We start from the raw sequence: 12218 nt of genomic DNA, 5'->3' as shown, positions 1-12218 counted from the left end.
GTGAATCCGGTGCATGTGCTTGACGGCTCGCCATGGCCACTTGACACTGCCTTACGGATTCGGGATTACCGCCATCCGCAGATTGAGAGCGTTTTCAAGAGACTGAATCAAAGGGCCAAGGCGGGACCTTGGCTCTGAATGTGCAGTGCCGAGCGCGATCCACCCCCACATCTCCGCGCTGACCCTGGTGTTCACTTCGCGAACCCAGGCGAAAGGACCCCCACACATGCGCAGATCCATCCTCCCGGCCCGTACCGAGGGCACGCCGCGTCGGCAGCGACGCGTGGTCGCCCTGCTCGGGGCCCTCGTCCTCGTTCTGGCCGGGATCATCGGCCTCACCCAGACCGTCGGCACCGCCTCGGCGGACGCGTCCGACTACACGCAGAGCGTCGCCCAACTGAACTCCACGCAGGCGCAGATCACGTTCAAGCCCACCACGGCCGCCGCCTACGTCGACGTCCACTACCTGGTCAACGGCGCGAATCAGCAGAACGTCCGGATGACCAACAACGCGGGCGTCTGGACCCAGACCGTCAGCTCGCTGACCACCGGCACCGTGCTCGACTACTGGTTCACGTACGAGAAAAGCGGCCCGCAGTACGACACGCCGCACTTCTCGTACACCCAGGGCAGCGGGAGTACGACCGGCGGCGGCACCGGCGGCACCGGAACGACCGTCGCCACGCCGACCTTCAGCCCGGCGGGCGGCACCTTCAGCTCGGCGCAGAGCGTGACGATATCCGACGCCACCTCGGGCGCGAGCATCCGCTACACGCTGGACGGCTCCACGCCGACCGCCTCCTCCACGCTCTACAGCGCGCCGCTGAACATCTCGGCGAGCACCACGGTCAAGGCGATCGGCATCAAGTCCGGGTCCACCAACTCGGCCGTGGCCACCGCCAGTTACACCATCGGCTCGACCTCGGCGAGCTGCCCGACGCAGTCGGACACTCCCAACTTCGGGTCGAACGTCCACATTTACGACCCGTCGATGTCCAGCGCCACCATCCAGGCGCAGCTCGACGCGCAGTTCGCGCAGCAGAAGGACACCCAGACCGCGCAGTTCAGCAACAACCGGGTCGCGCAGCTCTTCAAGCCAGGCACGTACAACGTGTCCGACAACGTCGGCTTCTACACCTCGGTGGCCGGTCTCGGCCAGAACCCCGACGACGTCACGATCAACGGTGACGTCACCGTGGACGCCTTCAACGCCTCCGACGCGGGCAACGCGACCCAGAACTTCTGGCGGTCCGCGGAGAATCTGGCGATCAACCCCTCCAGCGGCACCGACCGTTGGGCCGTCGCACAGGCCGCGCCCTTCCGCCGGATCGACGTGCACGGCGGGCTCGCGCTCTACCCGGCCAGCTACGGCTACGCCAGCGGCGGCTACATCGCCGACACCAAGGTCAGCGGCCAGGCCGCGTCCGTCTCGCAGCAGCAGTGGTACACCCGCGACAGCAACCTCGGGAGCTGGGCGGGCGGCGTGTGGAACATGGTCTTCTCCGGCGTCAACGGCGCCCCGGCCAACACCTTCCCGAACCCGCCGGAGACCACGCTGGCCACCACCCCGGTCTCCCGTGACGTGCCGTACCTGTACGTCGACAGCGCGGGCAAGTACCGGGTCTTCCTGCCGTCGCTGCGCACCAACGCGTCCGGACCGAGCTGGGCCAACGGCAGCACCCCCGGCACCTCGCTGCCGATGAGCCAGTTCTACGTGGTCAAGGCCGGGGACACGGCCGCGACCATCAACACCGCCCTGTCCCAGGGCTGCAACCTCTTCGTCACCCCCGGCGTCTACCACCTCAACCAGACGCTCAACGTGACCAAGGCCAACACCACCATCCTCGGCATCGGCTACCCGACGTTCGTGCCCGACAACGGCGTCAACGCCATGCAGGTCGCCGACGTGGACGGCGTACGCCTCAAGGGTCTGCTCTTCGACGCGGGCACCACCAACTCCGCCGCGCTGCTGACCGTCGGCCCCTCCGGCTCCACCGCGAGCCACGCCGCCAACCCGACCACCATCCAGGACGTCTTCTTCCGGATCGGCGGCCAGGTCGCGGGCAAGGCCACCACCAGCCTCATCGTGAACAGCGCCAACACGATCATCGACCACATCTGGGCCTGGCGCGCCGACCACGGCAGCGGCGTCGGCTGGACGTCCAACACCGCCGACACCGGTCTGATCGTCAACGGCGCCAATGTGCTCGCGACCGGACTGTTCGTCGAGCACTACCAGAAGTACGAGGTCGTCTGGAACGGCCAGGGCGGCAAGACGATCTTCTTCCAGAACGAGATGCCGTACGACCCGCCGAACCAGGCCGCCTGGGTCAACCCCAACGGGCAGAACGGATACGCCGCCTACAAGGTCGGCGCGAACGTCACCACCCATGAGGCGTGGGGGCTCGGCAGCTACTGCTACTTCAACGTCAACCCGGCGGTGAACAGCTACCACGCGTTCGAGGTGCCCAACACCTCCGGCGTGAAATTCCACAGCGCGCTGACCGTCTCGCTCGGCGGCGTGGGCACCATCACCCACGTCATCAACGACACCGGAGCGGTCACCGCGTCCAACACCACCCCCAGCAATGTCGTGTCCTATCCGTGACCCGCTGATCCCCTCACCGTGAACCCACGGTGACGGCGGCCCGGTGCTCCCGTGCAGGCGGGAGCACCGGGCCGCCCCCGCGAACGGGTGAAGCCGGGCCCGTGACCCCCACCCGCGTGTGCGTCGGCGCCGCGCGCCGCCTACGCTGCGCCAGGGGAGTTACGTCACGGGAGGCCGACCCTGCTGGTGCTGTGTGTGTTCTTCGCGTTGCTCGGTGCGGCCAGCAACGCGGTGGGAACCGTCCTCCAGCGCAAGGCCGCGCTCGCCGTGCCGCCCAACGACGCGATGCGCCCGCGTCAGATGCTCGCGATGATCCGGCAGCCGGTGTGGCTGCTCGGCATCTGCGGAGTGGCGGGCGCCGCGGCCTTCCAGGCCCTCGCCCTGGTGGCGGGACCGCTGGCCCTCGCGCAGCCCGTCTTCATCCTGGAACTTCCGCTCGCCCTGCTCTTCAGCGTGCCGCTACTCGGGCGCGCCCTGCCGCGCGCGGGCTGGAGCGGCGTCGCCTGCATGGTCGCGGGTCTGGCGCTCGCCCTGGGCGCCGCGGCGCCGGGCGGCGGCGGCGCCCAGGCGTCCATGGCGCACTGGGTGCCCGCCGTCCTGCTCTGCGTGGGCGCCATCGGCTGGGCGGTCGTCATCGCCCGCCACCGGCCCTCCGGCGCGCCGAGGGCCGCCCTGCTGGGCGCCGCCTCCGCGGTGGCCAACGCGCTCACCGCGGCGCTGATGAAGTCCGCCGCCGACACCTTCTCCGCGCACGGCGGCGTCGCCTTCCTGACCGCCTGGCAGACCTACGGCTTCGCGCTGTGCGGCGTCACCGCGATCTTCCTGCTGGAGAGCGCCCTCCAGTCCGGGCCGATCATCGCCTCGCAGCCCGCCCTCACTCTCGGCGACGCCACCGTCAGCCTGGCGCTGGGCATCACCGTCTACGGCGAGCACATCCGTACCGGCTGGTGGGTCGTGCCGCAGTTGGCGGCCGTCGGCCTGATCGCCTACGGCACCGTCCGGCTCTCCCGCGCGGTCCCGCTGATCAGGGAACTGGCGGGCTGACCGCACGGGCCGCCCGGTCTCGGCCCGGCACCGACCTGACATCCGCCCGGCACCGGCTCGACAACGGCGCGGCACCGGCCCGATACCGGCCCGGGCCTGGCGCGAACCGCGAAGGGCAGCTTAAGGGAACCGGTAGCCGCTTCGGCTTCATCCCCGGAGCGGTTCGCCCAAGCATGGGGCCGTGACCGAACGATTCCTGCACCTCAACGTCAACGCCAACGGGCTGGCGAAACCGCCGAACAGCTGGCGGCACAGCTCTCCGCCCACCTGGTTCCTCGACGTCGCCTCCTGGGAGAAGCTCGGGCGGATCGCCGAGCGCGGCCTGCTGGACGCGGTCTTCCTCGCCGACCACCTCGGCGCCACCGACTTCAGCAAGCCGTGGCACGCCTTCGACCCGTTCATGCTCCAGACGGCGGTGGCCCGCGCCACCCGCCACATCGGTCTGGTGACGACCCTGTCCGCGACCTTCTACCAGCCGTGGGACATCGCGCGCCGCGCCGCGACGCTCGACATCACCTCCGGCGGCCGGGCGGCGGTCAACATCGTCACCTCCGGCGAGGACGCGGCCGCGGCCCTGTACGGGCGGGGACCGCTTCCCGCACGCGAGGTCAGGTACGGGCGCGCCGAAGAGGTGCTGAACGCCGTCAAGCGGCTGTGGGACTCCTGGGACCCGGACGCCCTGGTCGCCGACCCCACGACGGGCGAACTGGTGGACGACGGCCGGGTCCCGACGGTGGACTTCGACGGCGAACACGTGGGCTTCAGGGGGCGGTTCCAGTTCCCGCGCTCCGTGCAGGGGCGGCCGGTCATCGTCCAGGCCGGAGCGTCGCCCCTGGGCATCGAACTGGCCGCGCAGCACGCGGACGCCGTGTTCTGCGCCTCCAACACCCTGTCGACTGGGCAGGAGTTCTACCGCGGGCTGAAGGCCCGCGCCGCCGCCCACGGGCGCGACCCCGACGAACTCCTGGTCCTTCCCGGCCTCAACATCACCCTCGGCGGCACCGAGGCCGAGGCGATCCGGCGCCGCGCCGAACTGGTCGGTCCCGTGGAGGCGGACGACGCCGCAGTGCGCGCGCTGGCCGTCCAACTCGGCGTCCCCGTCGACCTGCTGAGCCTGGACAAGGCCCTGCCCTGGGACTACATCAACTCGCCGCGGTGGAGCCCGCGCAGCGTCGGCGCCGCCAACGGCGTGCTGTCCGTGGCGCGCCAGGGAGACCTCACCGTGCGCGAGGTCCTCGAACGCCGCGCGAACGCGCAGAACGCGATCGTCGGCACGCCCGAGCAGGTCGCCGACGAGATCGAGAGCTGGTTCACCCAACGCGCCGCCGACGGCTTCAACATCAACTTCGACATCTTCCCCTCCGGCCTGGAGCAGGTCGTCGACCACCTGGTGCCGGAGCTCCAGCGGCGCGGGATCTTCCGCAGGGAGTACGAGTCCACCACGCTGCGCGGCCACTACGGGCTTCCGCCCCTGGTGACCGACGCGAGCCGCGCCACCGCGCGCACGGCCTGATCAGGAGACCGCCACCAGTGAGCACACGCCGACTGCACTTGAACGTCAACGCCAACGCGCTGGGCCGAGCACCGGGGGGCTGGCGCCTGCGCGACGACCCGCTCGGCTTCCTCGACATCGACGAATGGGAGAACCTCGGCCGGACCGCGGAACGCGGCCTGCTGGACGCGGTGTTCCTCGCCGAGACCCTCGGATTCTCCCAGCAGGACTTCACCAGGCCGTGGAACGCGATCGACCCGTTCGTCGTGCTGACCGCGATCGCCCGCGCCACCACGCACGTCGGCCTGGTGGCGACCGTGTCGTCCACCTACCGCCACCCGTACCACATCGCCCGGCTGGGCTCCTCGCTCGACCTGGTCTCGGGCGGCCGGGCCGCGGTCAACGTCGTCACCACGCAGTCGCCGCGCGCCGGGGCCCAGTTCGGCCTCGACGCGCACCCCGACCGGGACGCCCGCTACGGCCGCGCGGACGAGGCGATCGCGGTGATCAGGGCGCTGTGGGAGTCATGGGACCCCGACGCGCTCGTCGGTGACAAGGCGTCAGGTGAGCTGACCGACCTGACGAAGGTGCGCGAGGTCGACCACGTCGGCGAGCACCTGCGGGTCAAGACCTGGTACCAGGTGCCGCGTTCGCCGCAGGGCCACCCCGTCGTCCTGCAAGCGGGCGCGTCGGAGCAGGGCATCGACCTGGCCGCGAAGTACGCCGACGCGGTCTTCTGCGCCGCGCACAACCTCCAGCAGGGCAAGGACTTCGCCGCCAAGGTGAAGGCCCGGGCCCGCGACGTTCACGGCCGCGACCCCGACGACGTTCTGATCCTGCCCGGACTGTGGCCGGTCATCGGCAGCACCGAGGCCGAGGCGCGCGAGCGCCGCGACCTGCTGGCCGGTCTGAGCACCGACACCACCGACGCCCTGACGTCGCTGGCGGCGCAGCTCGGCCTGCCGGTGGACAGCCTGGAGCTCGACCGGCAGCCGCCCTGGGACCTGATCAACTCGCCGGAGTGGAAGCCGAGCAGCTACGGCTTCGCCAACTCCGTGCTCCAGTCCGCCCGCAACGAGAACCTGACGGTGCGCGACCTGCTCGACCGGCACATCGCCGGCGGCGGTCACCGCATGGTGGTGGGCACCCCGGAGCAGATCGCCGACGAGATGGAGGCGTACTTCACCGAGGGCGCCGCGGACGGGTTCAACCTGAACCACGACCTCTACCCCGACGGCCTCGACCTCATCGTCGACCACCTGGTGCCGGAGCTCCAGCGGCGCGGGATCTTCCGCAAGGAGTACGAGGCGAGCACGCTGCGCGGCAACCTCGGCCTGCCCATCCCGGCGGCCACCCCGGTCTGAGGCCGCAGGGCAGCACGGCGCGACGGAGCCGCCCGGCGTACCGACCCCCATCCCACGGGGCCGGTACGCCGGGCGGCTCTTCGGGCTGCCGCCGGATCAGGAACCGCCGGCGTCCGGCAGGCGCGCCTCGGCCCCGATGGCGCCGGGCCGCAGCGCCCTGTCGCCCTCGACCCGCTCGGCGATACCGGCCAGTCGCGCGGCCTGCTCCGGTGTGAGCGTGACGTCGAACGCGCCGACGTTCTCCCGCAGATACGCGGCGTGCCGGGTGCCGGGGATCGGCACGACGTCCTCACCCCGCGAGAGCACCCAGGCGAGGGCCACCTGACCGGGCTCGGCGCCGAGTTCGGCCGCGACGGCGACGACCTCGTCGGCCAACTTCACATTCGTGTCGAAGACCTCCTCGGCGAACCGCGGGTGCTCCAGCCGACGGCCCGTCAGGTCCGCGCGGCTGCGCAGCCGACCGGTCAGCCACCCGCGGCCCAGCGGCGAGAACGGCACGATGCCGATGCCCAACTCCCGCGCGATGGACAGCGTTTCGGCCTCGATGTCGCGGGTGAAGAGCGACCACTCGTTCTGGATCGCGGTGACCGGATGTGTGGCATGGGCGCGGCGCAGGGTCCGCGGACCCGGCTCCGACAGACCGATCCAGCGGACCTTGCCCGCCTCGACCAGCTCCTTCAGCGCGCCGACCGTCTCCTCGATCGGCACCGCCGGATCGACGCGGTGCTGGTAGTAGAGGTCGATGTGGTCGACGCCCAGGCGCCGCAACGAGCCCTCCACCGCCGACCGTACGTACTCCGGACGGCCGTCGATGGGGCGGGCGTCGGGGTTGGTGGCCCGGTCGAGCGGGTTGCCGAATTTGGTGGCGATGACCAGGCCGTCACGGCGGCCCTTGACCGCCTGCCCGAGCAGCGTCTCACTGATGGCCGGGCCGTAGATGTCGGCGGTGTCGAAGAAGTCGATGCCGAGGTCGATCGCCTCGCCCACCAACGCCGACGCGCTGTGCCGCTCGTCGGCGTCGGTGGACCGCGCGAAGCTCATGAAGCCCAGGCCGAGGGCCGAGACCTCCAGCCCCTCGGTGCCGAGCCTGCGTCGAGTGATGTCGGTCAATGGTTACTCCTCAGCCGGTGGTTCGGGAGCGGCGCCGGGTCAGCCGGTCGTCACGTCGTCCAGCGCCGTGGTGTAGTTGAACCCGAGCTTGGACGTGACATTGGTCTTCAGCCCGCCGTACTTGTACGCGGCCTCGACGGTCGCCTGCTGGATCCGCAGGAACTCCGGGTCACCGATCTTGTAGAAGGTCGAGTGCCGGGCGTTCTCCCAGTTGACCTTGGCCACGTCGGGCGTCTGGCTGAGGACCTGCTGCTCGACCTTCTCGTACGCGGTCTCGTGACCGGGGATCCACTGCTCGTAGAAGGTCCGCAGCCGGCCGTAGAAGTCCTTGAGCGCCGCCAGCTTGGCCGGGTCGTCGAGCACCTCGGTCCTGGCGATCCAGCCGCTGCCGCCGAGGATGCCGAGCGTCGCGTTGTCGGCGATCTTGATCGCCTTTCCGGAGTCGACGGGCTTCTTCACGTTGCTGTAGCTGGTCACCACCGCGTCCAGGCGCCCGGCGTTGAAGGCGTTGGCCGCGGCCTGGTTGCTCGGGAACTGCACACCGTGGACGTCCTTGGGGCCGAAGCCGCCCTTCTCCAGCGCGACGACGTAGGCGGCGTAGATGTTGCCGCCGTAGTTGTAGCCGATCTTCTTGCCCTTCAGCTCGGCGAGCGTCGTGATGCCGGAGCTCTTCGTCACGTACACGGCGGCCGGGTAGGGCGCGTCGGGCGTCCAGGTCACCGCGAAGCCCTGGATCGGGGCGCCGGTCTTCGTCCAGTCGGCCGAGGCGTTGGCGGCCTCGAAGGCGGCGGTGTTCTCACCGACCTGGCCGACGTCGATCTGCTTGCCGTACAGCGCCGCCAGTTGGTTCGCCGGGCCCGCGATGATCGGGACCTTGTACTTGTACGGGGTGTCCTCGAACAGGCCCGACTCCTTCAGCAGCGCGGGGAAGTCGGCGGTCTGGTAGCTGATCGTGAGATTGACGCCGGACAGGTCGACCGCGGCGGCGGAGGAGGAACCTCCCGTCGAGCCGCCGTTCGACCCGGAACCCGCGTTCTTCGCGGAGGTCGAGGCGCCGCCGGAACCGCCGCAGGCGGTGGCGACCATGGCGAGGGCGACGGCCGCGAAGGCGGTGAACGTGCGCTGGACGAAGGGGGAGTGCTTGCCGGTGCTGTACATGTGCGATGACTTCCTCGGGATGTGTCGGGTGAAGACGGTTCGTGGTGCGCTGATCTGACGGGTCGTCAATGGCCGGCGGCCACCTCCTCGTCGCCGCCGCCGACGGTGCGGGCCACGCCGAGCTGGTCGAGCAGCGCCGCGCGCAGTTCGAGGAACCGCGGATCGTCGCGGTGGCGGGGCTTGTCGATCTCGACCCGCTGGTCCAGGGCGATCGAACCGCGCGAGAGGACCAGGACACGGTCGGCGAGCAGGATCGCCTCGTCCACGTCATGGGTGACCAGGACGACGGCGGGCTCGTGCTTGGCGCACAGCGCCGCCAGCAGGTCGTGCATCTTGATCCGGGTCAGCGCGTCCAGGGCCGCGAAGGGCTCGTCGAGCAGCAGCAGATCGGGCTCGGTGACCAGCGCGCGGGCGAGCGCGACACGCTGTGCCTCACCGCCGGACAGCGTCCGGGGCCAGGCTTTGGCGTGGCTCTCGATACCGACCTCGGCCAGCGCGTCGAGCGCTTTGCCGTACGCGGATCGCGGACGCCGCGCGCCGAGCACGACATTGCGCCACACCTTCTGCGCGGGAACCAGCCGCGGCTCCTGGAAGACGGTCGACCGCACGCGGGGCACGACGACATTTCCCTCGTCGGCGGTGTCGAGTCCGCCGACGATACGGAGCAACGTCGTCTTACCGGTGCCGGACGCTCCGAGCAGCGCGACGAACTCCCCCTTCCGCAGCCGGAGATCGACCCCGTCGAGCACCGCACGGCCGTCGAAGACCCGTCGGACCCCCAGCGCGGTGACGGCGTATCCTGCGCTGTCCGCGGCGAGGTCGCCCGGCGATTCAGTTGATACCGACACGGGCCCTCCAAGGCAGGACGAGACGCTCGACGCCGCGCATGACGAAGTCGATGAGGATGCCCAGCACGGCGTAGATCCAGATGCCGGCGATGACGATGTCCGGGCGCTGGTTGTTCTGGGCGTTGATGATCAGATAGCCGATCCCGGCGGTGGAGTTGACCTGCTCGGCCAGCACCAGCGACAGCAGCGAGAAGGAGCAGGCGAAGCGCAGACCGGTGAGGATGCCGGGCAGCGCCGTCGGGAAGATGATCCGGCGGGCGATCCGGAAGCCGCTGAGCCCGAAGGTCCTGCCCGCCTCGATGAGCTTTTGGTCGACGCCCTTCACGGCGTGGAACGTGTTCAGGTAGAGCGGGAACAGCGCCGCCGCGGTGATGAGGGCGAGCTTGGACGGCTCGTCGATGCCGAACCAGGTGACGAACAGCGGGACCAGCGCGATGAACGGCACCGTCCGCAGCATCTGGAGGGTGGCGTCGAAGATCTCCTCGCCGATCTTCCACAGACCGGCGAAGATCCCGAGCACCAGCCCCGCGCTGCCGCCGAGCAGCAGCCCCTCACCGGCCCGCCGCAGCGACACCGGTACGGCGGCCTGGAGCGAGCCGTTGTTCCACAGGTACTGGTACGCCTCGACGATGGTCTTCGGCGAGGGCAGCACGTCCTCGGTGGTCCAGCCCCAGGTCAACGCGAGCTGCCAGAGGGCGATCAGTGCGACGGGCACGCCGACGCGCAGGGTCCAGCCGCTCCAGAAGCGGACCCGCTTGCGCACGCTCTCGCGCCCGCGGTTGCGCGGGCTGAGGTCGATGAGCCCCGCCGCGCCCCGCGGAGTCCTCGTGGCGGTCGGCGCACCCGGCGCGGGCGCGGTGTCGGTGACGGAAGCGGCGCCGGTCAACGCGTCACCTCGGCGGCGGTGTCGACCGGCCGGGTGGTGAGGGGCCTGGCGATGGCGGTCATGAGCGTGTCCTCACAGGGGGTCAGTGCCTCAGGCGAACTTCTTGAACGGAACGGTGTCGTCCTGCGCCAACTCGGCGACCAGGCCGAGCTCCCAGGACAGATAGCGGCGGAATCCGGCCTTGCGGTCCTCGGGGTCGCTCTCGCGCCAGCCGGAGGCGACGACATCCTCCGGGGCGTGCAGCCACTCGGCCCGGTCGGTCTCCACGGGCAGACCGGCCGCGCGCCACGCCGCCGTGCCGCCGTCGAGCACCCGCACCGGACGGTCGGTGGCCGCCGCGAGGTCGGCGGCGGCGTAGCGCGCGAGCACCCCGTCGGAGGAGGTCAGCACGACCGGCCCGGTGCCGGGCAGCTCGGCGGCCGACGCGGCGAGGCGGGCGCGGATGGCGAACCGGGCGCCGGGGACGTGGCCGGTGCGGTACTCCGGGCTGGGCGCCACGTCGAGCACGAGCCGGGTGTCGGCCGGGGCGCCGTCCAGCTCCTGCGCGGTGACCGTCTCGAAGCCGCCGGACGGCGGGTCGAGGACGGGCCGCGGCACCGGGCCGGTCTCCAGGTCGACGCCTTCCAGGGCCCGGTCGAGGACGAACACCCGCGCCCAGCCGATCTGGGCGATCCAGGAAGCGGCGACCGCGGCCCGTACGCCGTCGTTGTCGACGAGGACCACACGGGAATGGTGCGTGCCGACGTGCCGGAACACCCACGGCGCGACATCCCAGCTCGGCGCCGACAGGGAGCCGGGCAGGTGACCGGCCTCGAACTCCTCGGGCGTGCGCACGTCCAGGACGTACAGCGAACGCGTGTCGTCCTTGCCGAACGCCGCGAGCGCCGCCGCGTCGATGTGCTCGATCCCGAAGCGCTCGCCGAAGCGGACCGCGCTCTCCCGCGCCGCCTCCAGCGCCGCGCCGGTCGGCGGCGCCACCGAGGACGTCTCGCCGTGGTCGAGTTCGTGCCCCTCCAGCACCCAGGACTGGGTGCCGCCCTCCAGCGACACCACCCGGTTCGGCAGGCCCGCGTTGATGAGCACCTGGGCGCCGAGGATGCTCCGCGTGCGCCCGGCGCAGTTGACCACGACGAGCGTGTCGGGCGACGACACCGCCTCGGCCGCGCGGTAGACGAGTTCGGCGCCAGGTATCGACGTCCCGCCGGGCAGGCTGTGGTCGCGGAACTCGCCGATGGGGCGGCTGTCCAGCAGCACGATGTCCTCACCGGCCGCGCGGCGGCTCAGGAAGTCCGGCACGCTGATGTGCGGCGTCTGGTAGACCTCCTCGATCCACTCGCCGAAGGCCTGCCCGATGACGTGATCGCCGCCGCTGTGGACCTTGTGCCCGGCCGCGGCCCACGCGGCGAGGCCGCCGTCGAGCACCCGGACGTCGGTGTAGCCGAGCGCGCGCAGCCGGGCCGCCCCGCGCCCCGCCAGCTCCGCGTCGCCGCCGTCGTAGACGACGACCGGCGTGTCACGGCGGGGGACCAGCGCCCCCACCTTCAGCTCCAGGACGCTGAGCGGGATCGAGACGGCGAGCAGGATCGACCCCTGCGCCGCCGTGACGCCGGACTCACGGACGTCGACGAGCGCGTACTCCTGGCCGCCGTCGAGCAGCGCGCGCAACTCGTCGACGGCGATGGCGGGGGCCACGGATTCGGTCATGGGA

Annotated in this window: 9 protein-coding genes and 1 pseudogene; 5 read left to right on the top strand and 5 right to left on the bottom strand. The window is 71.0% G+C overall.

Annotated elements, in window-relative coordinates; translation table 11 throughout:
• Nucleotides 1-226: 226 nt before the first annotated feature.
• From ACFY9V_RS34355 to ACFY9V_RS34335, 5 genes and pseudogenes are all read left to right on the top strand, one after another.
• Nucleotides 227-595, top strand: a pseudogene (locus ACFY9V_RS34355) (hypothetical protein); the annotation flags it as partial.
• A gap of 135 nt (nucleotides 596-730) precedes the next feature.
• Nucleotides 731-2608 carry a chitobiase/beta-hexosaminidase C-terminal domain-containing protein gene (locus tag ACFY9V_RS34350; RefSeq protein ID WP_391164289.1) on the top strand — a complete coding sequence of 626 codons (1878 nt, stop codon included), beginning with the start codon at nucleotides 731-733 and terminating at the stop codon, nucleotides 2606-2608.
• Nucleotides 2609-2788: 180 nt separating this feature from the next.
• Nucleotides 2789-3652, top strand: a complete 864-nt coding sequence (locus tag ACFY9V_RS34345; protein WP_355347646.1) for a DMT family transporter — start codon at nucleotides 2789-2791, stop codon at nucleotides 3650-3652.
• A gap of 181 nt (nucleotides 3653-3833) precedes the next feature.
• Nucleotides 3834-5165 (top strand): NtaA/DmoA family FMN-dependent monooxygenase, encoded by a 1332-nt coding sequence (locus tag ACFY9V_RS34340; protein ID WP_391164257.1) that lies wholly within the window; start codon nucleotides 3834-3836, stop codon nucleotides 5163-5165.
• Between the two features lie 17 nt (nucleotides 5166-5182).
• The gene (locus ACFY9V_RS34335; protein ID WP_391164256.1) at nucleotides 5183-6508 is read left to right on the top strand and encodes an NtaA/DmoA family FMN-dependent monooxygenase; all 1326 of its coding nucleotides are present in this window, start codon (nucleotides 5183-5185) and stop codon (nucleotides 6506-6508) included.
• A gap of 96 nt (nucleotides 6509-6604) precedes the next feature.
• Here the strand turns inward: ACFY9V_RS34335 and ACFY9V_RS34330 are convergent, their stop codons facing one another.
• From ACFY9V_RS34330 to ACFY9V_RS34310, 5 genes are all read right to left on the bottom strand, one after another.
• Complete coding sequence (locus ACFY9V_RS34330; protein WP_391164288.1) at nucleotides 6605-7609, bottom strand: aldo/keto reductase; 1005 nt, start codon at nucleotides 7607-7609, stop codon at nucleotides 6605-6607.
• A 48-nt stretch (nucleotides 7610-7657) separates the two neighbouring features.
• A complete protein-coding gene (locus ACFY9V_RS34325) occupies nucleotides 7658-8776 on the bottom strand; it encodes an ABC transporter substrate-binding protein (protein ID WP_391164255.1) in 1119 nt (372 codons plus the stop codon).
• A 65-nt stretch (nucleotides 8777-8841) separates the two neighbouring features.
• Nucleotides 8842-9624: an ATP-binding cassette domain-containing protein gene (locus ACFY9V_RS34320; protein ID WP_391164254.1), complete on the bottom strand. Its 783-nt coding sequence runs from the start codon at nucleotides 9622-9624 to the stop codon at nucleotides 8842-8844.
• On the bottom strand, nucleotides 9608-10510 hold the full coding sequence (locus ACFY9V_RS34315) for an ABC transporter permease (RefSeq protein ID WP_355347516.1): 903 nt from the start codon (nucleotides 10508-10510) through the stop codon (nucleotides 9608-9610). The genes ACFY9V_RS34320 and ACFY9V_RS34315 overlap by 17 nt, the downstream gene beginning before the upstream one ends.
• 90 nt (nucleotides 10511-10600) lie before the next feature.
• The gene (locus ACFY9V_RS34310; RefSeq protein WP_391164253.1) at nucleotides 10601-12214 is read right to left on the bottom strand and encodes a rhodanese-like domain-containing protein; all 1614 of its coding nucleotides are present in this window, start codon (nucleotides 12212-12214) and stop codon (nucleotides 10601-10603) included.
• Between the last annotated feature and the right edge of the window lie 4 nt (nucleotides 12215-12218).

Origin of the sequence: Streptomyces sp. NPDC008317 (assembly GCF_042955955.1) — a bacterium.
GTDB lineage: Bacteria > Actinomycetota > Actinomycetes > Streptomycetales > Streptomycetaceae > Actinacidiphila.
Note: the sequence above shows the minus strand (reverse complement) of the source record. Positions and strands in the feature narration are given on the sequence as shown.

What these genes read in the sequence shown, in the direction of transcription:
- ACFY9V_RS34325 (WP_391164255.1), bottom strand. Translation starts at nt 8,776, where the DNA reads ATGTACAGCACCGGCAAGCACTCCCCCTTCGTCCAGCGCACGTTCACC.
- ACFY9V_RS34310 (WP_391164253.1), bottom strand. Translation starts at nt 12,214, where the DNA reads ATGACCGAATCCGTGGCCCCCGCCATCGCCGTCGACGAGTTGCGCGCG.